Genomic DNA, 24,567 nt, shown 5'->3' with positions numbered 1-24,567 from the left:
ATTCTACGCCCAAGCACGCGCCAAGCCTAGCGCGTACAGCCGGTGTTTCACGAAATAATCACGCCTAAACATGGACTTATCGACCTGACTGAGCTCGATGGCACATCGCCCATGGCGCAGATGCAGCATGCCGCTGGTACCGGTCGTGGTCTGATCAGTGTGCAGAAGCCCGAACGGGCTTGCGCAAGGCCCACAGCAACGGCACCACCCCCAGCGCGGTCACGACATGCTTCATCGCGTGCCCGGCAACCAGCCCGTCCGTCCACACCCACAGCTCGCGGTCGAACACCTCGAAGCCCTTCGCCACCGCATACGCGGCGAGCAGCACGCCCCACGGCAGGCGCAGCGCATCGCTGGCGGCAGGCAGGCGCGTCCACAGCAGCAGCAGGGCAAAGCCGCCGTACTGGGCGAGGCCGTAGAGCCGCAGATCGCCCGCGAACCGCCACACCGCGATCGAGGCCAGGCCGAGCAACAGCCAGCCGGCGAGCCAGCGCCCGCCCGACGCTGCGCCGAGACGTTCGGTGGCGACTGCGCCGACGGCACCGGCGAAGGCCACGGTCATCGGCAGGCGGTCCCACATCAGCGAGGCGTCGGTCGGGGCGAGGTGGTACCACGCGCTGCCGGCGCCGGTGAGCACCAGGCCGGCGAAGAAGGTCGCGAGCGCGGTGCGCTGCGCCGGCGAAGCGCCGCGGCACAGCAGCAAGCCGACGCCGCCGACCAGGGTGAATGGCAGGCTGGTGAGGACGTCCGCGGCGTTGGGCAGCACGAAGCCGCCCACTGCCAGCGCGCGCATGTCGGCCAGGCGGTGGTATTGCTGCGGCTGGGCGATCGGGGCGAGCACGGCGAGGGCGACGAACAGCGCCGCGAGCAGCAGGAGGGCGCCAAGTTCTGCGACGTCCTGACCGCGGGCCCGCGCGCGCCCGCGGTCATGTCTGCGCTTGAGCATCGTCCGCGTTTCCCGTTCGGGCCGGTGGCGGCCCTTCAAGCCGGATTCTAGCGAGACCGCGCACTGCGATCGAAGCGGGCTTCGACGGCATCGCGACGCCCCCCGAACCTCCACCACGGCAGCACCCGGCTCATCGACAGCACCTCGCCGCTCTGCATCGGCGCGTAGCCCGGGAGCTGCGCCAGGCGCTGCTGCCAGTCGGCCGTGCGCAAGAGCGCGAGCAGGGCGCGGGTAGCGGGCTGGTCGAGCGTGGTCTTGAGGCAGGCGAGGAAGTAGGCCTCCTCCACCAGCGGCACGAAGTCCAGCCCGCGGCTGCGCGCGCTGGCCTCGAGGCCGAAGCCGGCGTCGGCCTGGCCGCTCGCCACCGCGTGGGCGACCGCGGCATGCGAGGGTTCGTCGGTGTCGTAGCCGCGGATCGCCGACGGCGCGAGGCCAAGCTCGCCGAGCAGCTCGTCCACCACCACCCGGGTGCCGGTGCCGCGCGCGCGATTGACGAAGCGCACGCCCGGTCGGGCGAGATCCATCAGCCCGCGCAGCCCCAGCGGGTTGCCGCGCGCCACGATCAGGCCCTGGCTGCGGTGGGCGAAGCCGATCAGCTTGTGCAGGCCGGGGCGCAGCAGCGGCTTGTAGGTGCGCTGCGCGTGCGAGGACGCCCCGCGCGCGCCGGGCGTGGCCGGCAGGCGTACGTGGAAGCCGGCCATCGTGCACCGGCCCTCGTTGAGCGCGCGGATCGCGTCCACGCTGCCGGTGAAGCGCACGTCGAGGTGCAGCCCGCCGCCGCGCGCAGCGTCGCCGAGCGCGGCGAGCCCCTCGTCGTGGCTGGCATGGAAGGACAGCACATGCACCGACTCGTCGAAGGCGATCGCGAACGCGCGCTCGAGGTCGGCGCGCAGCGCCTCGATCTGCGGCAGCAGCCGGGCCTGCACCTGACGCTCGGCGAGCAGCAGCTTGGCGCCGAATTCCGACAGACGGGCCGCCTGGCCCTTCTCCCACAGGATCAGCGGCTGGCCGAGCGCGCCCTCCCAGCGCTTGAGCTCGCCCCACACGTGGCGGTAGGACAGCTCGAGCGCGCGCGCCGCCGCCGAGATCGAGCCGCAGTCGGCCACCGCCTGCAGCAGGTCGAGCAGCGGGTTGCGGACCAGCGCGGGCGCCGCGGCCGTGCCCAGGGTGTAGTGAAGGCTGATCCTATGCATCGCTGTTCATATTGATCGGGTCTGGCAGGGTCAATAGATTGCGCCAATCCGACCGCGGGCGGCAATCGTCACGCCCGATGGCACGGATTCGCGCGTCGCGCAGGACAAGCGACTGCCCCCTGGATGCCATCGCGGCCCCGAAGGTGCAGGCGCGGTCCTTCGCAGGCTGCACACCACCCCGCAGAAGCCGAGGAGCCCCACGATGCTGCCCCAGATCCATACGCTTGCCCGCAAGCACCTCGCCGGCCTTGCCACCGCCACCCTCCTCGCCGTGCTGCCGCTGACGGCCCAGGCGCAGGCGCCGTCGATCGTCGTCGCCTCGACCACCTCCACCGAGCAGTCCGGCCTCTTCGGCCACATCCTGCCGCAGTTCAGGCAGGCGAGCGGCATCGACGTGAAGGTGGTCGCGCTCGGCACCGGCCAGGCGCTCGATGTCGGCCGCCGCGGCGACGCCGACGTCGTGTTCGTCCATGACGCCGCCGCCGAACGGAAATTCGTCGACGAGGGCCACGGCATCGAGCACCGCAAGGTTATGTACAACGACTTCGTGCTGGTCGGCCCGAAGGACGACCCCGCCGGCACCAAGGGCAAGGACATCACCGCGGCGCTGCAGAAGCTCGCCGCCGCCAACGGCAACTTCGTTTCGCGCGGCGACAAGAGCGGCACCCACGCCGCCGAGCTGCGCTACTGGAAGGCCGCCGGGGTGGAGAACAAGGGTACCGGCTACAAGGAATGCGGCTGCGGCATGGGCCCGGCGCTGAACATGGCAGCCTCGAGCGGCGCCTACGTGCTCGCCGACCGCGGCACCTGGCTCAGCTTCAAGAACCGCGCCGACCTGGCGGTGCTGGTCGAGGGCGACAAGCGCTTGTTCAACCAGTACGGCGTGATGGTGGTCAATCCGGAACGCCACCCGCACGTGAAGACGGCGGAGGCGAGGAAGTTCGTCGAGTGGGTGGTGTCGCCCGCCGGGCAGGACGCGATCGCCGCGTACAAGATCGAGGGCGAGCAACTCTTCTTCCCGAACGCCGGGCAGTAAGCCAGGCTGCGCCCTTCAATCCCCGATTCGCGGGCAAGCCCGCTCCCACAGAAGGCTTGCCCGCGCCGTCGATTCTTCCTTGCGATCGAACCCACGCAGCTGCAAGGCTACGGTCGTCATCGCGCACACAGACGCAAGAGGTCATCAAACTCACGCAAGCGCGAGGCCGCGGGGCCGGGGCGGTGCTCGCCAACTTCAGGAGCGCCGAGGCGGAGGGCGTCGCGGGGGAAACAAGGCGACGCATGTCCGAGGCGCGCAGCGCCGAGTTTGCGTCGCCGCCCCCGCGCCGTCTTCCGCCGAGGGCAGCCCGCAGCGAAGCGAAGGGCCGCGAGTGCAGGCGGCGAGCGCCGCCCCGGCCCCGCGGCCGAATCAGAGCCGCACTAAAGCCAGATCGTGGCCGTATCGACGCCTAATCGACGCCGCATCAGCCGCCGGGTCTTAACCGGATCGGAGCCCGATCGAAGCCAGGCGGGCTGCCTCACCCGGCCCCCGCCTCAGGTCGCGATGCCGCCCGTGTCGAACACCTCCGCATGGATGCGCGCCGACTCCACACCCAGTTCATGCAGCGTCGCGATCTGCGCCTCCAGGAAGCCGACCGGCCCGCACAGGTAGTAATCGGCCCCCTCGGCCAGCACCTGGCCCGCGAGCGCGCGCAGATCGACCCGCCCCGACTGCACCGGCGCCGCAACCGGTCCTTCGTCGTGGAACAGATGCAGCTTCACCTGCGGATGGCGCTCCGCAACCTTCACCAGATGCGCACCGAAGGCGAACACGGCTGCACTGCGGCAGGCATGCACGAACTGCACCGGCCGCGACGGCGCCGCCGCCACCAGGCGATCGAGCATCGCCACCATCGGCGTGATGCCCACGCCGCCGCTGATCAGCACCACCGGGCCGTCGTGCGTCTCGTCGAGGAAGAACTCGCCGAAGGGCGGCGCCAACTCCAGCATGTCGCCCACCTTGTAGAAGTCGTGCAGGCGGTTCGACACCCGGCCGGCCGGTGCGGTCACGCTCGCCGGCTCGCGCTTCACCGAGATGCGGAAATGCATCGCCCCCGGCGCGATCGACAAGGTGTACTGGCGCAGCTGCATCACCCCCAGCTCGGGCACGAACACGCGTGCGGTGGTGTACTGGCCGGCGTTGTAGGCGGGCAGCGGGCCGCCGTCGCAGGGCACGAGGTGAAAGGACGTGATCTCCTCGCTCTCGCGCACCTTGTCGATGATGCGGAAGCTGCGCCAGCCGCTCCAGCCGCCCTCGGCGTTGCAGGCCTCGTCGTACAGCCTGGACTCGGCCTCGATGAAGACGTCGGCGAGCGCGCCATAGGCCACGCCCCAGGCGTTGACCAGCTCGTCGCTGGCGGCATCGCCCAGCACCTCGCGGATCGAGGCCAGCAGGTGCTTGCCGACGATCGGGTAGTGCTCGGCGCGGATGCCCACGCTGGCGTGCTTGTTGGCGATCAGCGTGATCACCGGCGCCAGCACCGAGGGATCGTCGATGTTCTCGGCGTAGGCCAGCACCGCCATCGCCAGCGCCACCGGCTGCTTGCCGGTCTCGTTGTGCGACTGGTTGAAGATGTTCTTCAGCTCCGGGTTGTGGCGGAACAGGCGCTGGTAGAAGTAGGTGGTCAGCGCCACGCCGTGCTCCTTGAGCACCGGGATGGTGGCCTTGACCAGTTCGCGAACGCGGGCGTCCATGTCGTCTCCTTGAAGCGTCCGCAGGCGGCGGACTTCGTGTCGGGTTGGCACACGCGCGGCTCGGGGCCACGCAGCCCCCGGATCATGGGCATCGACGCCGGCGCGGGCTATCCACTCACAACGTGACATATATCCAGTTTCTGCACAACCCGCCTCAGGCGCCGGGCAACGGCAGCGCGGTCTTGTCGATCACCCGCCGCAGCACGAAGCTCGAGTGCACCCCGGTCACGCCCGGGATGCGGGTGATGCGGTTGAGCAGCAACTCCTGGTAGGCGTCCATGTCGGCCACCACCACCTTCAGCTGATAGTCGGCGTCCTGGCCGGTGATCAGCAGGCATTCGAGCACCTCAGGAATGGCACCCACCTGGGCCTCGAAGTGGGTGAAGCGCTCGGGCGTATGGCGGTCCATCGAGATGTGGATCAGCGCCATCAGCGACAGCCCGAGCTTCCTCGCGTCGAGCAGCGCGCGGTAGCCGCGGACGAGGCCGGACTCCTCCAGCGCGCGCAGCCGGCGCAGGCAGGACGAGGGCGACAGCGCGATGCGGTCGGCGAGGTCCTGGTTGCTGATGCGGCCGTCCTGCTGGAGCAGCTCCAGGATCTGGCGGTCGTAGCGGTCGAGCTGCATGATCGGGCTCCCTTGGATGCATGATCGGCAGATCATTGCATTACTGAATTGATAAGTGAACTTTTATGCCGTAATTCGCCCGCCTTCACCACAATAACGCAATCGTCTGTCGCTACCTCCGGCGTAAACTTTCGTCCATCGAATCACGCCATGCCCACGAGGACCGCGCCATGATGTTGCCCAACCCCGCCGCCAAGTACCGCCCCTTCGCTCCGATCGCGCTCGCCGACCGCCAGTGGCCGAACAAGCTCATCGACCGCGCACCGATCTGGATGAGCACCGACCTGCGCGACGGCAACCAGGCGCTGTTCGAGCCGATGAACGTCGAGCGCAAGATGCGCATGTTCCGCACCGTGTGCGAGATCGGCTTCAAGGAGATCGAGGTCGGCTTCCCGTCCGCCTCGCAGACCGACTTCGACTTCGTGCGCCAGCTCATCGAGGGCGGCCACATCCCGCAGGACGTCACCATCCAGGTGCTCACCCAGGCGCGCGAGGACCTCATTCGCCGCACCATGGAGTCGGTGCGCGGCGCGCCGCGGGCGATCATCCACGTCTATAACGCCACCTCGCCGACCTTCCGCGAAGTGGTGTTCGGCATGGAAAAGCCGCAGGTGGTCGCGCTCGCGGTGTCGGCCGTGCGCCTGATCAAGCAGATCGGCGCGCAGATGAAGGCCGAGTGCGGCACCGAGATCCGCCTCGAATACAGCCCGGAGACCTTCTCCGCCACCGAGCTCGACTTCGCCAGGGAAGTCTGCGACGCCGTCACCGCCGAATGGGGCGCGACGCCCAACGACAAGGTCATCCTCAACCTCCCGGCCACGGTCGAGGTGTCGACGCCCAACGTCTATGCCGACCAGGTCGAGTGGATGCACCGCCATCTCGCCCGCCGCGACAGCGTGGTGCTCTCGCTCCACCCGCACAACGACCGCGGCAGCGGCGTGGCCGCCGCCGAGCTCGGCCTGATGGCCGGCGCCGACCGCGTCGAGGGCTGCCTGTTCGGCAACGGCGAACGCACCGGCAACGTCGACATCGTCACCCTCGCCTTGAACATGTACACCCAGGGCGTGTCCCCCGGGCTCGACTTCTCCGACATCAACGCCGTCGCGCGCACCGTCGAGTACTGCAACCAGCTGCCCATCCACCCACGCCACCCCTATGTGGGGGATCTCGTGTTCACGGCCTTCTCCGGCTCCCACCAGGACGCCATCAAGAAGGGATTCGCCGCTCAAAAGGCTGGCGCGCCGTGGAACGTACCCTACCTCCCGATCGACCCCGCCGACGTCGGCCGCAGCTACGACTCGGTGATCCGGGTCAACAGCCAGTCCGGCAAGGGCGGCATCGCCTACCTGCTCGAGACCGAGTACGGCATCGTGATGCCGCGCCGCCTGCAGGTGGAGTTCTCGCGCGAGGTGCAGCAGGTCACCGACGCCACCGGCGGCGAGATGTCGGCGGCAGCGATCTGGGACCTCTTCCGCAGCACCTACCTCGACACCGTCGAGCCGGTGCGCTACGTCGAGCACCACCTCTTCGAGCACGGTGCGGCGCAGGGCATCCGCCTCGTGGTCGAGATCGGTGGCACCCGCCACCTGCTCGTCGGCGAGGGCAACGGCCCGATCGACGCCGCCATCCACGCCTTGCGCGGCGCCGGCATCGACGTCCAGGTGCGCAGCTTCGAGGAGCGCTCGATCGCGCCGAGCGAGGACGGTGGCAACGCCCAGGCCTGCGCCTTCCTCGAGCTCACCGAAGCGGGCGGTCAGGGCGGCGACCGCTACGGCGTGGGTGTCGACGGCAACATCGTCACCGCCTCGATCCGCGCCATCGTCAGCGGCGTCAATCGCCTGCAGCCGGCGCTCGATTCGGCACCGGCGGTACGCGCGGCCTGAGAGCGGGCGTACCCAGCCAGGGCGCGCGGCCGATCCGGCCGGGAAACCGGGGTGGCGGGCGGGGCGAGCACTCGACCGTCGACGCGCCCCGCAAGGCCCGTCGGACAGGCAGAATTCCGCAGATGGATACCGTCGACGACGTTCCGGCCGCCTTTGCCCGCCGCCCGCTGTTCGAGCCGATCGCGCCCTGGCTCGCCCGCTTCACCGCGCCCGGGGTCCCCGCCCACGCGGCGCTCGACGCCCTGCTCACCGAGACCGCCGACGAGGCGCGCAGCGGCGGCGGGGCGCCGATCCGATTCGTGCCGCCCGCGGATGATCCCGCCGGCTACGAGGCGCAGATCTTCAACCGCGGCGAGGTGCCCACCCGCAGCGGCAACTGGCACGATTTCTTCAACGCGCTCGCCTGGTGCGCGTGGCCGCAAAGCAAGGCCGCCTGCAACCGCCTGCACCTGGACGAGCTGCGCGCGCGCACGGCGGCTGGCCTGGCCGGGCGCGGACGACGGCGCGATGCGCTGACCCAGTTCGACGAGTGCGGCATCGTCGTCGTGAGCAGCGACGCCGCGATCGCCGGACTGCTGGCGGCCCACGCCTGGCATGACGCGTTCTGGCTGGAGCGCAGCCGCCTGCTGCAGACCACGCGCTTCCTCGTCTTCGGCCACGGCAGCTGGGATCAGCTGCGCGCGCCCTTTTTCGGATTGTGTGCAAAAGCGCTCTACCGGGTGGTTTCGGACGAGTGGCACAATCTGGACGAACGCACCCGCCTGTCCGACACCGATGCCTGGCTGGCATCACAGCTGCGCGCGCGAATCGAGCACCTCACGCCCCGTGACTTCTCGCCCCTTCCCCTGCTGGGGATTCCCGGTGTCGTCCCCGACAGCGAGTCCGCAGACTACTACCTCGACACGCGCCAATTCCGCCCCAGGCGCGAGCACGCAGCCTGATGCCCGGCCGCGCGTGGCAGGCCTGCTCCTGGCGCTGGCGCTTATGGTCGCCCTCACGCCCGCCGCCGGCGCCCCGCCGCATCCGGCCGCGGCAGCGGCGGACGGGAACGCAAGCGTGCGCCTGTGCGTCGATCCCGACTGGGCGCCTTACGAGTGGCTGGACGAGCAGGGCCGCCATCGCGGCATCGCGGCCGACCTCACGCGGCTGATCGCCGAGCGCGCCGGCCTGCACCTGGACATCGTGCCGAGCGGCAGCTGGGACGAGAGCCTGTCCCTGGCCCGCACCGGCAGGTGCGACGCCCTGTCCTTCCTCAACACGACACCCGAGCGGGCGAGCTGGCTGAGCTTCACCCGCCCGTACTTCTTCGACCGCAACGTCATCATCACCCGCGCCGAACACCCCGACATCGTCGGCCTCGCCGCCCTGCCACCGAAGACCGCGATCGCGCTGCCGACGGCCACCTCGATCATCGAGCAGGTCGGACGCGACTTTCCCGCCCTGCGCATCCTGCCGGTGGGCTCGGAAGCCGAAGCCTTCGCCATGGTCGAGCGGCGCGAGGCCGACCTCACCCTGCGCGCGCTCACCGTCGCCGCGCATACGATCAAGACCGAGGGCTGGTTCAACCTCAGGATCGCCGGCGAGGTCCCGGCGTACGGCAACCGCATGCGCATCGGCATCGTCGGCCAGCGACCCGAGCTGCTTGCCGCCCTCGATCGCGCGATCGCCTCATTGACGCCGGAGGAGGTGGACGAGATCGTCAATCGCCACGTCGCCATCGAGGTGGCGAGCGCCCCGGACCGCATCCTCATCGCCCGAATCAGCGCCGGCTTCCTGCTGCTGCTGGTGCCCGCCTACCTGTGGATCCGCCATCTCCGCGGCGTGAACCGGCGTCTGGCCGCGCTCGGCCGACAGCTCGAGGATGACATCGCGGCACGCCAGCGCGCGGAGCAGGCGCTCAAGGAGAGCGAGGAGCGCTACCGCTCGCTCGTCGAGATGGCGCACGAGAGCATCCTCGTCGTCCAGGACGAGCGGGTGGTGTATTGCAACCCGGCCTTCTTCGAACTCGTCGGCCTCAGCGCGCATGAACTGGAGAACGTGGACGCCATCAGCGGACTCATCCACCCGGAGGACCAGCGCCGCGCCCGCGAGAACCACGACCGACGCATTGCCGGCGAAGTGGCCGAGCAGCGTTATCCGCTGCGACTCCTGCACAAGTCGGGTCGCCTGCTGTGGGCGGAGACTAGTGGCGTGCCGATCCGCTGGAACGGACGCCCGGCGACGCTGAACATCGTCAATGACATCACCGCGCGCAAGGAGGCCGAGGAGCGGATCAAGCATCTCGCCCAGCACGACGCGCTCACCGGCCTGCCCAACCGCGCCCTGCTGTTCGACCGCCTCGAGCGCGCGCTCACCGGCGCGCAGCGCAGTGGGCAGATGCTGGCGGTGCTGTTCATCGATCTGGACGGCTTCAAGCCCGTCAACGACCGCCATGGCCACGACGTCGGCGACGCCCTCCTGCAGGCGGTCGCCCTGCGCCTGCAGGACCTGGTGCGCGACTCCGACACTGCGGCGCGGATCGGCGGCGACGAGTTCGTCGTGCTGCTGCCGACGATCGCAGCCGCCGAAGACGCCGACAAGGTCGCCCACAAGCTGCGCGCTGCCCTCGCCAGCCCCTTCGACCTTCGCGGCCGCCGCATCATGATCTCGGGCAGCATCGGTGTCGCGCTCTTCCCGCGCGATGGCGACAGCCCGGCGGCCTTGATGCAGCATGCCGACGGCGCGATGTACCGGGAGAAGCAGGCCACGCAGCAGCAGCCCTGATCGCCCCCGGGCCCGGCATGCCGCGCTGGCCGTCCGTGGCGCCGCCCCCTACAATGCCTTTGTCATTGCTCAGGACCCTGCCATGCGCCCCGCCAAGCCACCGCTCCGACCCCGCATCGGGCCAGCCCTGCGCGCCCTGGCGATCGCCGCCTGCCTGCTGCCGAGTGCGGGGCTTGCGCAGGCCCCTGCCGATGCCGTCGTGCCGCCGGCGATGCTTGCCGTGCGCGACGATGGCGCACTCGACCCCGCCGCCTACTGGGTCAGCGAGAAGCTCGACGGCGTACGCGCGCTATGGGACGGGCAACGGCTGAGCTTTCGCAGCGGGCGCGAGATCGTCGCCCCAGCGTGGTTCATCGCCGCGCTCCCGGCGATGCCGCTGGACGGCGAGCTCTGGATCGACCGCGGCCGCTTCGACGCGCTCTCCGGCCTCATCCGCCGTCAGGACCCGGAGGATCCGGCATGGCGCCAGGTGCGTTACATGCTTTTCGACCTGCCGGGCGGCGAGGGTGATTTCAGCACCCGCCTGCAGCTGCTGCGCGCGACCGTCGCCACTGCCGCCGTGCCCTGGCTGCAGCTGATACCACAAGGCCGGGTGGCCGACCGCGCGGCCTTGCAGCGTCTGCTCGAGCAGACCGTGGCCGGCGGCGGCGAGGGGCTGATGCTGCACCGCGCCGACGCCCACTGGCAGCCCGGCCGCAGCGCGGCCTTGCGCAAGCTCACTCCCTGGCTCGACGCCGAGGCGCGCGTCATCGGCTACATCCCCGGCAAGGGCCGGCTGCAGGGGAAGGTCGGCGCCCTGCTGGTGGAGGCGGATGATGGCCGCCGCTTTCGCATCGGCAGCGGCCTCACCGACGCGCTCCGCGCCACGCCGCCAGCGCTTGGCACGCGCCTCACCTACCGCTACCGCGAGCTCACCCCAGCGGGCCAGCCGCGCTTCCCGCGCTATCTGCGCGAACGCGTCCTGCCCTGAGCCGACCATCGCCGCAGCCGCCGATGCGGACCACGGCAGGGCACGCGATGCTGGCCTGCGCATGCGCTGCCGGCGCCATTCCCCCTCATCCCTCCAGCTGCAGCGCCGCCAGCCGCGCGTAAAGCCCGCCCTGGCGGCGCAGGTCGGCCGGCGTGCCGATCTCGACGATGCGCCCGCCGTCCATCACCACGATCCGGTCCACCTTCTGCACGGTCGCCAGGCGGTGGGCGATGATCAGCGTGGTGCGCCCCTGCATCGCCGCCGCCAGGCCTTGCTGCACCAGGATCTCGGATTCGGCGTCGAGCGCGCTGGTGGCTTCGTCGAGCAGCAGGATCGGCGCGCCCTTGAGGATCGCGCGCGCGATCGCGATGCGCTGGCGCTGGCCGCCCGAGAGCCGGGTGCCGCGCTCGCCGAGAAAGGTCGCGTAGCCCTCGGGCAGGCGGGCGACGAACTCGTCGGCAGCCGCGGCGCGGGCGGCGGCGATCACGTCCGCGTCGCTGGCGTCGGGCCGGCCGTAGCGGATGTTGTCGAGCGCACTGGCGGAGAAGATCACCGGATCTTGCGGCACGATCGCGATCCCGGCGCGCAGCGCCCGCAGCGGCAGCGCGCGGATGTCGCGGCCGGCGATGAGGATGCTGCCCGCGTCCGCCTCGTAGTAGCGCAGCAGGAGCTGGTACAGCGTGGTCTTGCCGGCACCGGAAGGCCCCACCAGCGCCACCTTCTCCCCCGGGGCGATGCGCAGCGAGACGTCGTCGAGCGCGCGCACGGCGGGGCGCGCGGGGTAGCAGAACACGACGCCTTCGAGTTCGATGGCCGCTGCGCCGGCAGCGGCGACCGGTGCGGCCGGCGCAGCATCCCGGATCGCCGGCTCGGCATGCAGCAGCTCGAGCAGGCGCCCGGTGGCCCCGCTCGCGCGCATCACGTCGCCCCAAACCTCGGCCAGCGTGCCGGCACCGCCCGCCACCAGCGCGGCGTAGATCACGAAGGCGCCGAGCTCGCCCACCGACAGGGCGCCCGCCTGCACCTGGCGCGCGCCGATCCACAGCACGAAGATGATCGTGCCCATCACCGCGGCGATGATCAGCGCGGTGAGCAGCGCACGCACCCGGGTGCGCCGCACCGCGGTGGCGAAGCCGGTCTCGGCACGCGCAGCGAAGCGCGCCGCCTCGTTGCCCTCCTGCCCGAATGCCTGCACCGTGGGCATGGCGTTGAGGATCTCGCCGGCGAGCGCCGAGGCGTCGGCGATGCGATCCTGCGCCTCGCGCGAGAGGCTGCGCACGCGCCGGCCGATTAAGGTGATCGGCAGCGCAAGCAGCGCCATCAGCCCGAAGATGAGGCCGAACAGCTGCGCGCTGGTCACCGCCAGCATCGCCATGCCGCCGGCGAACTGGAACAGGCTGCGCAGGCCCATCGAGATCGAGCTGCCCACCACGGTCTGCACGAGCGTGGTGTCGCCGGTGAGCCGTGACAGCACCTCGCCCGTCTGCAGGGTCTCGAAGAACTGCGGCGACTGACGCAGCACGCGCGCATACACCGCGCTGCGCAGGTCGGCGGTCACGCGCTCGCCGATCCACGACACGGTGTAGTAGCGCGCCGCAACCGCCGCCGCCCAGAACACGGCGAGACCGAACAGCGCCACGAAGCGTCCGTCCAGCCCCTGCGCGCCGAACAGACCTCCACCGTCCGCCCCTGCAGGTGCGCCGCCGAAACCCGCATCGATCAGGTCGCGAAAGGCCAGCGGCACCACCAGGATCGCCGCCGAGCCCAGGCACAGCAGCACGAAGGCGAGGGCCACCCGCGCGCGGTACGGACGCAGGAAAGGCAGCAGGCCACGCAGGGTCGACAGCGGCGCGGGCGAGGAGGCGGTGTCGCGGGACATGGCAGGATTATTGCCCCATCCCCGCCCGGACGGGGGCGCGCGCTGGGCTATGCTTAGCCCACACCATCCGGCACGGAGCCCAGCATGGAGACGCCCGACACGATTCACGCCTTCTGGTTCGGTCCCGCCGACGAGGACGATGGCGCCATCATCGACCGCCAGTCCGCCCTGTGGTGGAAGAAACGCGCCGCGGTCGATGCCGCGATGCGCGAACGCTTCGCGCCTCTGGTCGGGCGGGCTGCGGCAGGCGAGCTCGACGGCTGGCTGGGTGCCGCGCGCGGACGGCTGGCGCTGATCCTGCTGACCGACCAGTTCCCGCGCAACATCTGGCGCGGCCAGGCGGCCGCCTTCGCCTTCGACGTGCTCGCCCTGCGCTGGGCGAAGGAGGCGCTGCGCCTGGGCGTGGATGGCGGCCTGCGTCCGATCGAGCGCGTGTTCCTCTACCTGCCGCTGGAGCACTCGGAGGATCTCGCCGACCAGCGCGAGGCGGTGCGCCTGTTCGATGTCCTCGCCGCGAGCGTGTCACCGACGCTGCGGCCCGCCTTCACCGGCTACCTCGACTACGCCCGCCGCCACCTGGAGATCATCGAGCGCTTTGGCCGTTTCCCGCACCGCAACGCCGCACTCGGCCGCGAGGCGCGCGCCGGGGAAGCCGAATTCCTGCGCCAGCCGGGCTCGGGCTTCTGAGGCCGTGCGCCCGCCGAGCGCGGACGACGCGCCGGAGACGGCAGGTCGCCGACCGTCCGTCAGCCACGCGGCCGCTGCCCTCCGCCCTCAGACCGGGGCGCGGTGAGCGCGGACAGCGCTGACTCGAGCGTTGCGCGCAGGCTCTCGCAGCAGCCATCGACGCGCTCGGCAAGCGCGCGGCGCCCGTCGGCGTCCAACACCGGCACCTGACTGCAGGCGGCAAACAGGGTACACGCACGCCCGACCTCGACGCGCAGCGGCTCTGCCTCCGGCGTCTGCTCCAGCCAGCGCCCGAGCGCGCTGTGCTCGAAGTCGACATCCGGCAGATCGGACACCTCGCCCGCGATGAAGGCGCGCACCGCCTTGCACCATAGCGACACCTCGGCCATCGCATAGAGCAGCAGCGCGCCGCTGCGGTCCAGCTCGCAGGCCTCGGACCAGCTCGGGTCGGGGCGCCAGGCGCGCACCCAGTCGGGCACTGCCCCGGCCGGCATCGGGCGCGCGATCCCGTAGCCCTGCGCAGTCTCGCAACCGAGCTGGAGCAGGCGGAGACCATGCACCAGCGTCTCCACGCCCTCTGCCACCACCTCGCGGCGGAAGGCCTTGGCCAGCCCGATCACGCCCTCGAGGATGGCGAGGTCGTCGGGATCCTCGAGCATGTCGCGCACGAAGGTCTGGTCGATCTTCAGCACGTTCGCGGGCAGGTGCTTGAGGTAAGCGAGCGAGGCGTAGCCGGTACCGAAGTCGTCGAGCGCGAAGCGTACGCCGAGGCGCCGGCAGCCACGGATCACCGCGGCGACGTGCTCCAGGTTGCCGAGCGCGCTCGTTTCGAGCACCTCGAGCTCGAGCCGCCCCGGACCGAGGCCAGGGTGACGGTCGAGCAGGACCTCGAGGCGCTCGACGAAGTCCTGGCGCTGCAGGTGATCGGCGGAAATGTTGACGCTGATGGGCAGGTCCAGCCCCTGTGCGCACCAGCGTTCATGCTGGGCGAGGGCGGTGGCGATGACCCATTCGCCGAGCTCCACCACCAGCGGGCTCTGCTCGACGTCGGGCAGGAAGGCGCCCGGCGGCAACAGGCCGCGCTCCGGATGCTGCCAGCGGATCAGCGCCTCGAAGCCGATCACCTCGCCGCTGCGCATGTTCACCTTGGGCTGGTAGAAGAGCACGAACTCGTCGCGCCCGATGGCCTGGCGCACGCGCGCCAGCGTCTCGTGATGACCGCGCACGCTGCGATCGAGTTCGGTATCGAAGATGCTGAAGCGGTTCTTGCCTGCCAGCTTGGCCTGGTACATGGCGAGGTCGGCCTGGCGCAGGAGCTGGTCGGCATCGACCTCGTCGGGCTGCGGGAAGATGCTCACCCCGATGCTGGCCGAAACCTCCAGGGGGATACCGTCGATGCTCACCGGGCACGAGATGACCTCGAGCAGGCGATTGACGAAGGGCACGAAGGCGCTGTGCTCGCCCAGGTCCACCAGCACGGCGGCGAACTCGTCGCCGCCGAGACGGGCGATGGTGTCGCCTTCGCGCAGGGAGGCGCGCATGCAGCCGGCGAGGTGCTGCAGCAGGCGGTCGCCGAGCTCGTGGCCATGCCGGTCATTGACCTGCTTGAAGCCGTCGAGGTCGAGATAGGCCACCGCCACCCGCTCGTCGCGCCGGCGCGCCTGCGCCAGCGCCTGCTCGAGACGGTCACCGAGCAGCGCGCGGTTGGGCAGTCCGGTGAGCGCGTCATGGCTGGCGAGGAATTCGAGCTCGGCCTCGTGGGCCTTCTGGGCCGCGATGTCGGCATAGAGCGCGACGTACTGCGCCGGCATGCCCGCATCGTCGCGCACCACGCTGATCGTGAGCAGCACCGGGTAGTGCTCGCCGTCGGGACGGCGATTCCACACCTCGCCGCTCCAGTGGCCGCGCGTGTGCAGGCTGTCCTGCATCTCGGCATAGAACTCGGCGCCGTGGCGGCCCGAGCGCAGGATGGCAACCGGACGGCCGAGCAGGTCCTCGCGCGCATACCCGCTGAGCGCGCACAGGGCGCCATTCACCTCGACGATGGTGCCCTCGGCGTCGGACACGAGGATGCCCTCGCGCGCGTGGGAGAACACGGTCTGCGCCAGCTTCAGGCCCGCCTGCGCACGCTTGTGTGCGCTGAGGTCGATGTCGACGCAGTACATCTCCGCCTGGCCGTCGGCGTTGCGCTGCATGACGTGGCTGGAGAACACCGGGATGCGGCGGCCGTCCTTGTGGCAGAGCAGGATCTCGCCCGGGGGAATCTCGATCCCGTGCTCGATCCAGTCGCGATGCAGCGCCTCGACGTCGATGCCCAGCTCGGGCGGAATCAGCACCTCGTCGAGCAGGCGTCCGAGCACCTCCTCGGCGGTGTAGCCATAGAGCTCGGTGCTCGCCTGGTTCCAGAAGATCACCCGTCGCTGCGCGTCGTAACCCTGCACCGAGATGTTCGGGATCTTCTCGAACAGCTGCCGGAAGCGGGCCTCGCTGTCACGCAGCGCGGCCTCGTTGCGGTGGCGCTCGGCGAACAGCCGTGCGTGGGCATCGTGGGCGCCCGCGGTTCCTCCCGCGGGCGCCGGCGACGAGCTCGGCGAAGTCTGTTCGGTCAGGCGCATATCCTCGGCTCTGGCAAGGACGCCTCGCGTGGACGGCACATGCGATCGCGAGCGTCGACGCGGATGCTAGTCGGATAGCCGCGGGCGGGCGCGTGCAAAAGCCACGCTCGCCCGCAATAAACCCGGAACGGGCAGCCCGGGCAGCGCAGGACAGTGGACGCACGCGCTTGGGCGCTGCACGCCCTCGCGGCAGCTAGAATGCCGCAAGGGGCGCCCTCGGCGCCTGCCCCCTTTTCGGAGCCCAGGCCCATGCACGATCTCGTCCGCTTGCCGCGTTTCCACGATGCTCGCAGCCTCGCGCTGCTCCTGGCCGCCTTCCTCGCCAGCCTGCTCCTCGCCGGCTGCGCCAGCCTGGTGCAGCGCGAGCCGGTGCGCATCAACGTGGTCGGCCTCGAGCCCCTCCCGGGCGAGGGCATGGAGATGCGCTTCAAGGTCAAGCTGCGGGTGCAGAACCCCAACGAGACCGCGATCGACTTCGACGGCCTCGCGCTCGATCTCGACCTCAACGGCCGCCCCTTCGCCAGCGGCGTCAGCGACCGCACGGGCAGCGTGCCGCGCTTCGGCGAGACGCTGATCGAGATCCCGGTGTCGGTGTCGGCGATCGCGGTGGTGCGCCAGGCGCTGGGCGTGATCGAGGGCGTGGACGGCAGCAAGGCCGAGGTGCCCTACGCGCTGCGCGGGCGGCTCGCCGGCGGCCTGCTCGGTGGCATGCGCTTCTCCGATTCGGGTACCCTGAAACTGCCCGAACCGCTCAAGACCCCGCGCTGAACGTACGCGACAGCGCACGATCAAGGAGACCGTACGATGACCCTGCCCACCGTCCACGACGCCCGCCTGCAACTCGAAGACCGCGTTGCCACCCTCACCCTGGCGCGCGACGACGTGCGCAACGCGCTCACCGGCACCGCGCTGATCGACGACATCGTCAATGTGGCCGAATGGGTCAACGCCTGCGACGAGGTCTCGGTCCTCGTCATCACCGGCGAGGGGTCGGCCTTCTCCGCCGGTGGCAACGTCAAGGACATGGCAGCGCGCGGCGGCGACTTCGCCGGCGACGTGGCCGAGGTCGCCACCCGCTACCGCCGCGGCATCCAGCGCATCCCGCTGGCGCTGCAGGCGGTGGAGGTGCCGATCATCGCCGCGGTCAACGGCCCGGCGATCGGCGCCGGCTTCGATCTGGCCAACATGGCCGACATCCGCATCGCGTCGACGAAGGCCAAGTTCGGCGAGACCTTCCTGAATCTGGGCATCATCCCGGGCGACGGCGGCGCCTGGTTCATGCAGCGCCTGATCGGCTATCAGCAGGCCTTCGAGCTCACGCTGTCCGGGCGCATCGTCGGCGCCGAGGAGGCGAGGACGCTCGGCATCGCGCTCGAGGTGGTCGAGCCCGAGCAGCTGCTGGCGCGCGCGCACGCGCTGGCCGCGCGCTTCGCCGCCCAGCCGCCGAAGGCGCTGCGCCTGACCAAGCGCCTGATGAAGATGGCGCAGCGCATGGAGCTCAAGGACTTCCTCGACCTGTGCGCCGCCTTCCAGGGCATGTGCCACAACGAGCCCGAGCACCTCGAGGCGGTGAACCGCATGCTCGCGCGCTCCTGAACCCCGGACACCCCATGAACGGCCACGCCCCCCACTTCGAAGTCGAGGACTTCGCCGAGCCGGCGGCGGCGCTGGCCCGGGTGCACGAGATCTACGCGCTCGCGGTCGACCATCTGCGCCGCGGCCTGCAGCACTACGTCGACGGCGCCGACATCGGCCGCCACGTGCGCGCCTGCTACCCGCTGCTGCGCGTGCGCACCGACACCGTGGCGCGCGCGGACTCGCGGTTGTCCTATGGCTTCGTCGCCGGCCCCGGGGTGTTCGAGACCACGCTGACCCGGCCGGAGCTGTTCGCCGACTACTACCTGGAACAATTCCGTCTGCTGGTGGAGAACCACGGTGTGGCGCTGCAGGTGGGCAGCAGCACGCAGCCGATCCCGGTGCATTTCGCCCTCCCCGAGCAGGACTATCTGGAAGGCCAGCTCGGCCCCGAGCGCCGCCGCCTGCTGCGCGACCACTTCGACCTGCCCGACCTCGGCGCCATGGACGACGGCATCGCCAACGGCACCTTCGAACCCGGCCCCGGTGAGCCGCATCCGCTGGCCCTGTTCACCGCGCCACGGGTGGATTACTCGCTGCACCGGCTGCGCCACTACACCGGCACGCGGCCGGCGCACTTCCAGAACTTCGTGTTGTTCACCAACTACCAGTTCTACATCGACGAGTTCATCCGCCTCGGCCACGAGCTGATGGCCGACACCGGCGCCGGCCACGGCTACGAGGCCTTCGTCGAGCCCGGCAATGTCATCACCCGCCGTGCCGATCTGCCGCCACAGGCCGAGGACGCCGAGGGCATGCCGCCGCCGCGCCTGCCGCAGATGCCGGCCTACCACCTAGTGCGCGGCGACCGCGCCGGAATCACGATGGTCAATATCGGCGTCGGCCCGGCCAACGCCAAGACCATCACCGACCACATCGCGGTGCTGCGCCCGCACGCCTGGATCATGCTCGGCCACTGCGCCGGCCTGCGCAACAGCCAGCACCTGGGCGACTACGTGCTTGCCCACGGCTACGTGCGCGAGGACCACGTGCTCGACGAGGAACTGCCGCCCTGGGTGCCGATCCCGCCGCTGGCCGAGGTGCAGGTGGCGCTCGAGGCCGCGGTGGCCGAGGTCACGCAGCTGTCGGGCTACGAGCTCAAGCGCCTGATGCGCACCGGCACCGTCGCCAGCACCGACAACCGCAACTGGGAGCTGCTGCCCTCGCACGGCATGTCGACCAGCCCGGAGCGCCGCTTCAGCCAGAGCCGCGCGGTGGCGCTGGACATGGAATCCGCCACCATCGCCGCCAACGGCTTCCGCTTCCGCGTGCCCTACGGCACGCTGCTATGCGTCAGCGACAAGCCGCTGCACGGCGAGATCAAGCTGCCCGGCATGGCCGACAAGTTCTACCGCGAGCGCGTCGACCAGCACCTGCGGATCGGCATCCGCGCCCTCGAGCGCCTGCGCGCACAGGGCGTCGACCGCCTGCACAGCCGCAAGCTGCGCAGCTTCGCCGAGGTGGCGTTCCAGTAGCAGCGCGACGCGCGCCCGCCGACGCGCTCAGTAACGCGCGCGGAAATGCCACTCGCCGGGCGCGATGTCGTTGTTCACCGCCCGCCGTGTCGCCTCGTCGACGCGCTCATCGTCCAGCGCGTACAGGCCGCACAGGCGCAGCGCGCGACGGACGTCGATCGTTTGGCCGAGGTATTCGTACACGACCCGTGCGCAGCACGGCATGCGTTCGCCACTGCCCGACACACCGAGCTTGAGGCCGGTGAGCCGGGTGACACGATTCTTGAACGAGGGGAAGAGAATGGTCTGCGTCATCTCGAGGCCGGTCAGCGTCTCGTAGTCGGTGAGGAAGATGCGGTCGGTCAGGAAATGCGCCAGGCCGCGGTAGATGCCGTGGTAGGCCTTCTCGCGCGGATGCTCGATCAGGCGCTCGGTGCGCTGGTAGTACACCCGGCCATCGCGCTTTTCCAGGCACACCAGGGTGCGCAGCAGCTGACCCGGGCAGGCCATCGACAGGTAGGTCTCGAAGTAGTAGCCGAGGTACTTGTCCAGCCCGTCGCTACCGATGTCCTTCAGATGCGCGAGGTGGGCCGCCTCCGGCGCTTCGCCTGCCGCGGGTGCGGCCGCCCGCGGGCGTACCTGCACCAGGCGTTCGAACTGCGCGCTCGGCATCAGGATCTCGTGCTCCTCCACGCCGAAGAAAGCGCAGAAGCGGCGCAGCGTGTGCGCCGACGGCCGGTAACGGCCGCTCAGGTAGCGGTTGAACTGCGGCCGGTTGATCTCGAGCCTACGACAGACCTCGGCCACCGAGCGGTAGTAGCTGCACAGCAGGCGCAGGTTGCGGGCGAAATCCTCGTGCATGGCGGGCTCCTCGGACGGGGGACTGGGTTGCTCACCGGCGCGGCGCGATCGCGGCACACACCAGCAGCACACAGTGCATCTGTCGCAGTATGGCGCAGTTCCAGCGTCACTCGGCAACGCTCGGAGCCAGAACGCCAAATTCCCCCGCACGCCGCGGCTTGCTGAAATGCCTCCACCCCTGCCGCCCGTGCGGGGGAAAACGACAACAGCGGCCACGCGCCGCGCAGCAAGGAGACATTTCATGACTGTCCACCCGAGTCACCTCGCGGCCCCGGCCGCAAACCTGCGGCCCTCCGCAGCCACGACCGGCGACCGCCGCCTCCGCCAAGGAGGGCGCCGCCATGCTTGAGTTGCTCAACGACCTGCTGTGGTCCAAGGTGCTGATCGTCGTGCTGATCGGCCTCGGCCTGTGGTTCACCATCGGTTCGCGCTTCGTCCAGTTCCGCTACTTCGGCCGCATGTTCCGCATCCTCGGCGCGAACCAGGCCTTCGCCCATGACAAGCACGGCCACCTGAGCTCCTTCCAGGCGCTGATGCTGTCGGTCGCCGGCCGCGTCGGCGGTGGCAACATCGCCGGCGTCGCGGTGGCGATCACCCTCGGCGGACCCGGCGCAATCTTCTGGATGTGGCTGGTGGGCCTGATCGGCATGGCCACCAGCTACTTCGAATGCACGCTCGCCCAGGCCTACAAGCGGGCCGAGCCGGACGGCACCTACCGCGGCGGCCCCGCGCACTACATCGCCCGCGGCATGGGGCCGCGCTGGAAGTGGCTGGCGGCGGTGTATTCGGTGCTGCTGCTGGTGACCTTCGGCTTCGGCTTCAGCGCGCTGCAGTCGTACTCGGTCGCCACCTCGATCAACGACGCCTTCGGCATTCCGGTCGGCGCCACCGGCATCGTCCTCGCTCTGGTCGTCGGCACGATCATCTTCGGCGGCGTCAAGCGCATCGCCAAGGCCTCCGAGGTCCTCGTGCCGGTGATGGCGGTGAGCTACATCGCGATCGCGCTGGTGGTGGTGGCGCTCAACATCGGTGAACTGCCGGGCGTGCTGGCACTGATCTTCAAGAGCGCCTTCGGCCTCGAGCCGGCGATCGGCGGCGGCATCGGCGCGGCGATCGTGATGGGCGTCAAGCGCGGCCTGTTCTCCAACGAGGCCGGCCTGGGGAGCGCGCCCAACGTCGCCGCGGTGGCCTACGTCCGCCATCCGGCCAGCCAGGGCATCGTGCAAGCCTTTTCGGTGTTCATCGACACCCTGATCGTGTGCTCCTGCACCGCCTTCATCGTGCTGCTGGGCGACGTCTACCAGCCCGGGATGAGCGCCGAGATCGGCGGCGTGGCGCTGACCCAGGCCTCGCTGGCCGGCCTCGTGGGCGAGTGGGGCAGGGTGTTCGTCAGCGTCGCGCTGATGCTGTTCGGCTTCACCACCATCATCTACAACTACTACCTCGGCGAAAACAGCCTGAGCTGGTTCAGCGCCAGCAACCGCGGGCTGGTCATGGTCTACCGCGCGATGGTGATCGCGCTGTGCGGCTGGGGCGCCACCACCGACCTCGGCACCGTGTTCGCCTTCGCCGACGTGACCATGGGCTTCCTCGCGCTCGCCAACCTGCTCGCGCTGGCCGCGTTGTTCAAGCCCGGGCTGCGCCTGATGCGCGACTATGACGCGCAGATCGAGGCCGGCGTCGCCGAGCCGGTGTTCGACGCCGCACGCTTTACCGACCTCAACATCGACACCGAGGCCTGGCGCCTGGAGGACGAGGATCGCGTGGCGATCAAGCCCGCCGCCGTCCCGGCTCCCGCCAAGGCCTGAGCGCCCGACCAACCCGGACCGGCTGGCGCAGCGCGCGCCAGCCCCCGTCACAGGAATACCTCGACATGAACACCCGCATCGAACACGACCTGCTCGGCGACATGGCGCTGCCCGCCGACACCTGGTACGGCATCCAGACCCAGCGCGCGGTCGACAACTTCGCCATCACCGGTGTGCCGATCAGCCATTTCCCCGCCCTGGTGAACGCGCTGGCGATGGTCAAGGCCGCCGCCGCACGCGCCAACCGCGACCTCGGTCTGCTCCCGGCGCACAAGGCCGAGGCCATCCTCGCCGCCTGCGCGGACATCATCGGCGGCCGCCTGCACGAGGCCTTCGTCGTCGACCTGATCCAGGGCGGCGCCGGTACCTCGACCAACATGAACGCCAACGAGGTGATCGCCAACCTCGCGCTGGAGAAGCTCGGCCAGCCCAGGGGCGCCTACGCGCACCTCCACCCCAACGACGACGTGAACATGTCGCAGTCGACCAACGACGCCTATCCGACCGCGGTCTGCGTCGGCCTGCAGTTCGCCGTCGAACCGCTGGTGGAAGCCATCGCCCGCCTAAAGCGCGCGCTCGAGGACAAGGGCAGCGAGTTCGCCGACGTGATCAAGATGGGCCGCACCCAGCTGCAGGATGCGGTGCCGATGACGCTCGGCCTGGAGTTCGAGGCCTTCGCGGTGAACCTCGGCGAGGACATCGACCGCCTGCACGAGGTCTGCGCCCTGCTGTGCGAGGTCAACCTCGGCGGCACCGCGATCGGCACCGGCATCAACACCCACCCCGACTACGCTGCGCTGGCCGTGCGCCATCTCGCCGAGATCTCGGGCAAGCCGATCGTGCCGGCGGCCAACCTCGTCGAGGCCACGTCGGACATGGGCGCCTTCGTGCTGTTCTCCGGCGTGCTCAAGCGCTTCGCGGTCAAGCTCTCCAAGCTCGCCAACGACCTGCGCCTGCTCTCCAGCGGGCCGCGCACCGGCTTCGGCGAGATCCACCTGCCGCCGATGCAGCCGGGCTCGTCGATCATGCCGGGCAAGGTCAATCCGGTGATCCCGGAGGCGGTGAACCAGACCGCCTACCAGGTGATCGGCAACGACCTCGCGGTGACGATGGCGGCCGAGGCCGGCCAGCTCCAGCTCAACGCCATGGAGCCGCTGATCGTCTACAACCTGCTGTCCTCGGTGCGCATGCTCGACGCCGCCTGCCGCATGCTGGAGGAGCGCTGCATCCGCGGCATCCGCGCCGATCGCGCGCAGTGCCGGCGCCATGTCGAGCACAGCATCGGCGTGATCACCGCGCTGGTGCCGCACATCGGCTACGCCAACGCCTCGCGCATCGCCGCCCAGGCGCTGCACAGCGGCGACACCGTGCGCGCCCTCGTGCTGGGAGAGGGCCTGCTGGGCGAGGCCGAGCTGGACGCGTTGCTGAGCCCGCAGTCGATGCTCGCTCCGCAGCGGCGCGCGGCATGAGCGGGCGCGTCCTGGTGCTGCACACCGGCGGCACCATCGGCATGGCGCGCAGCCCGGACGGCTACCGTCCGATGCCGGGCTTCGGCGCCGTGCTGCGACGCCAGCTGGCGGGCGTGTCCGGGCTGCCGGCCTTCGACCTCGTCGAGCTGCCGCAGCCGATCGACAGCGCGAACCTGCAGCCGGCGCAGTGGACGACGATCGCCGCCGAGCTGGTCGCGCGCTGGGACGACTACCGCGGCTTCGTCGTGCTGCACGGCACCGACACCATGGCGTGGACGGCGTCGGCGCTGTCCTTCATGCTGCGCGGCGCCGACCGCCCGGTAATCCTCACCGGCGCGCAGGTCCCGCTCGTCGAGCCGCGCAGCGACGCGCTCGCCAACCTGCAGGCGGCGCTGGTACTGGCCGCACGCCTGGAATGCGGCGAGATCGGACTCTTCTTCGGCCGCAGGCTGCTGCGCGGCAACCGCAGCACCAAGTCCAGCAGCACAGCCTTCGACGCCTTCAGCTCACCTAACGCGCCCGCGCTGGCCGAGGTGGGTATAGAAATCGGGATCGATGCGGGGCAGCTGCTGCCGGCGGGCGCGCGCGACTTCGCGCGCCCCGTGTTCGATCCGCGCGCGGTGGCGGTGCTGACGGTGCATCCGGGCCTCTCCGCGCGCCAGGTGGACGCGCTCACGGACGATCCCGCACTGCGCGGCCTGGTGCTGTGCAGCTACGGTGCGGGCAACCTGCCCGACGCCGAGCCGGGCCTGATCGACGCACTGGCGCGCGCCGTGGCGCGCGGGGTGGTGGTGGTGAACCGGACCCAGTGCGCACACGGGCCGGTGGTGCAGGGCGCCTATGCGACCGGCGCCGCACTCGCGCGGATCGGCGTCGTGCCTGCCGCGGACATGACGCTGGAGTCGGCCTTCGCCAAGCTGCACGTGCTGCTCGCAACCCACGCCGACCCGGCACGGGTGCGCACCCTCTTCGCCACCGCGCTGTGCGGCGAGATGTCCTGAACGGCGGCCACGCACGGCGGGGGCCGAAACGGCGGGCTGGCGAGCCGG

19 protein-coding genes are annotated in these 24,567 nt (G+C 70.4%); 12 read left to right on the top strand and 7 right to left on the bottom strand.

The window, feature by feature from the left end; genetic code table 11:
- Positions 1-154 precede the first annotated feature (154 nt).
- Both AAG895_RS00555 and AAG895_RS00550 read right to left on the bottom strand, forming a co-directional pair.
- On the bottom strand, positions 155-946 hold the full coding sequence (locus AAG895_RS00555; RefSeq protein ID WP_345793625.1) for a hypothetical protein: 792 nt from the start codon (positions 944-946) through the stop codon (positions 155-157).
- 47 nt (positions 947-993) lie between these two features.
- Positions 994-2,139: a substrate-binding domain-containing protein gene (locus AAG895_RS00550; protein WP_345793624.1), complete on the bottom strand. Its 1,146-nt coding sequence runs from the start codon at positions 2,137-2,139 to the stop codon at positions 994-996.
- A gap of 202 nt (positions 2,140-2,341) precedes the next feature.
- Here AAG895_RS00550 and AAG895_RS00545 point away from each other — a divergent pair, with 202 nt between their 5' ends.
- Entirely contained in the window at positions 2,342-3,175 is an 834-nt protein-coding gene (locus AAG895_RS00545; RefSeq protein WP_345793623.1) for an extracellular solute-binding protein, read from the top strand.
- Between the two features lie 494 nt (positions 3,176-3,669).
- Here AAG895_RS00545 and hmpA read toward each other — a convergent pair whose 3' ends face one another.
- A complete protein-coding gene (gene hmpA / locus AAG895_RS00540; RefSeq protein ID WP_345793622.1) occupies positions 3,670-4,869 on the bottom strand; it encodes an NO-inducible flavohemoprotein in 1,200 nt (399 codons plus the stop codon).
- A 154-nt stretch (positions 4,870-5,023) separates the two neighbouring features.
- Entirely contained in the window at positions 5,024-5,494 is a 471-nt protein-coding gene (locus tag AAG895_RS00535; RefSeq protein WP_345793621.1) for an Lrp/AsnC family transcriptional regulator, read from the bottom strand.
- A 170-nt stretch (positions 5,495-5,664) separates the two neighbouring features.
- Here AAG895_RS00535 and leuA point away from each other — a divergent pair, with 170 nt between their 5' ends.
- From leuA to AAG895_RS00515, 4 genes are all read left to right on the top strand, one after another.
- Entirely contained in the window at positions 5,665-7,377 is a 1,713-nt protein-coding gene (leuA, locus tag AAG895_RS00530; protein WP_345793620.1) for a 2-isopropylmalate synthase, read from the top strand.
- 122 nt (positions 7,378-7,499) lie between these two features.
- The gene (locus AAG895_RS00525; protein WP_345793619.1) at positions 7,500-8,318 is read left to right on the top strand and encodes a DUF3025 domain-containing protein; all 819 of its coding nucleotides are present in this window, start codon (positions 7,500-7,502) and stop codon (positions 8,316-8,318) included.
- 13 nt (positions 8,319-8,331) lie between these two features.
- Positions 8,332-10,140, top strand: coding sequence for a diguanylate cyclase (locus AAG895_RS00520; RefSeq protein ID WP_345793618.1), 1,809 nt, complete (start codon positions 8,332-8,334; stop codon positions 10,138-10,140).
- A gap of 82 nt (positions 10,141-10,222) precedes the next feature.
- Positions 10,223-11,110, top strand: coding sequence for a DNA ligase (locus tag AAG895_RS00515; protein ID WP_345793617.1), 888 nt, complete (start codon positions 10,223-10,225; stop codon positions 11,108-11,110).
- A gap of 85 nt (positions 11,111-11,195) precedes the next feature.
- Here AAG895_RS00515 and AAG895_RS00510 read toward each other — a convergent pair whose 3' ends face one another.
- Complete coding sequence (locus tag AAG895_RS00510; protein ID WP_345793616.1) at positions 11,196-12,989, bottom strand: ABC transporter transmembrane domain-containing protein; 1,794 nt, start codon at positions 12,987-12,989, stop codon at positions 11,196-11,198.
- Positions 12,990-13,073: 84 nt separating this feature from the next.
- Between AAG895_RS00510 and AAG895_RS00505 the strand changes: the two genes are divergently transcribed.
- Positions 13,074-13,676, top strand: a complete 603-nt coding sequence (locus AAG895_RS00505; protein WP_345793615.1) for a DUF924 family protein — start codon at positions 13,074-13,076, stop codon at positions 13,674-13,676.
- A 59-nt stretch (positions 13,677-13,735) separates the two neighbouring features.
- Here the strand turns inward: AAG895_RS00505 and AAG895_RS00500 are convergent, their stop codons facing one another.
- The gene (locus AAG895_RS00500) at positions 13,736-16,291 is read right to left on the bottom strand and encodes an EAL domain-containing protein (protein ID WP_345793614.1); all 2,556 of its coding nucleotides are present in this window, start codon (positions 16,289-16,291) and stop codon (positions 13,736-13,738) included.
- Positions 16,292-16,540: 249 nt separating this feature from the next.
- Here AAG895_RS00500 and AAG895_RS00495 point away from each other — a divergent pair, with 249 nt between their 5' ends.
- The 3 genes from AAG895_RS00495 to AAG895_RS00485 are packed head-to-tail and all read left to right on the top strand — an operon-like array spanning position 16,541 to position 19,401.
- Entirely contained in the window at positions 16,541-17,059 is a 519-nt protein-coding gene (locus AAG895_RS00495; RefSeq protein WP_345793613.1) for an LEA type 2 family protein, read from the top strand.
- A gap of 36 nt (positions 17,060-17,095) precedes the next feature.
- A complete protein-coding gene (locus tag AAG895_RS00490) occupies positions 17,096-17,887 on the top strand; it encodes an enoyl-CoA hydratase-related protein (RefSeq protein WP_345793612.1) in 792 nt (263 codons plus the stop codon).
- A gap of 14 nt (positions 17,888-17,901) precedes the next feature.
- Positions 17,902-19,401 carry an AMP nucleosidase gene (locus AAG895_RS00485; RefSeq protein WP_345793611.1) on the top strand — a complete coding sequence of 500 codons (1,500 nt, stop codon included), beginning with the start codon at positions 17,902-17,904 and terminating at the stop codon, positions 19,399-19,401.
- 27 nt (positions 19,402-19,428) lie between these two features.
- Here the strand turns inward: AAG895_RS00485 and AAG895_RS00480 are convergent, their stop codons facing one another.
- On the bottom strand, positions 19,429-20,241 hold the full coding sequence (locus AAG895_RS00480) for a helix-turn-helix transcriptional regulator (RefSeq protein WP_345793610.1): 813 nt from the start codon (positions 20,239-20,241) through the stop codon (positions 19,429-19,431).
- 341 nt (positions 20,242-20,582) lie between these two features.
- On the opposite strand from AAG895_RS00480, the gene AAG895_RS00475 reads away from it, so the two are divergent.
- From AAG895_RS00475 to AAG895_RS00465, 3 genes are all read left to right on the top strand, one after another.
- Positions 20,583-22,049, top strand: a complete 1,467-nt coding sequence (locus AAG895_RS00475; RefSeq protein WP_345793609.1) for an alanine/glycine:cation symporter family protein — start codon at positions 20,583-20,585, stop codon at positions 22,047-22,049.
- 65 nt (positions 22,050-22,114) lie between these two features.
- Entirely contained in the window at positions 22,115-23,518 is a 1,404-nt protein-coding gene (locus AAG895_RS00470) for an aspartate ammonia-lyase (protein WP_345793608.1), read from the top strand.
- Entirely contained in the window at positions 23,515-24,519 is a 1,005-nt protein-coding gene (locus AAG895_RS00465; RefSeq protein ID WP_345793607.1) for an asparaginase domain-containing protein, read from the top strand. The genes AAG895_RS00470 and AAG895_RS00465 overlap by 4 nt, the downstream gene beginning before the upstream one ends.
- Positions 24,520-24,567 lie beyond the last annotated feature (48 nt).

This window comes from Thauera sp. JM12B12, from assembly GCF_039614725.1.
Taxonomy (GTDB): Bacteria; Pseudomonadota; Gammaproteobacteria; order Burkholderiales; family Rhodocyclaceae; genus Thauera.
This window is presented reverse-complemented; position numbering and strand designations above follow the sequence as displayed.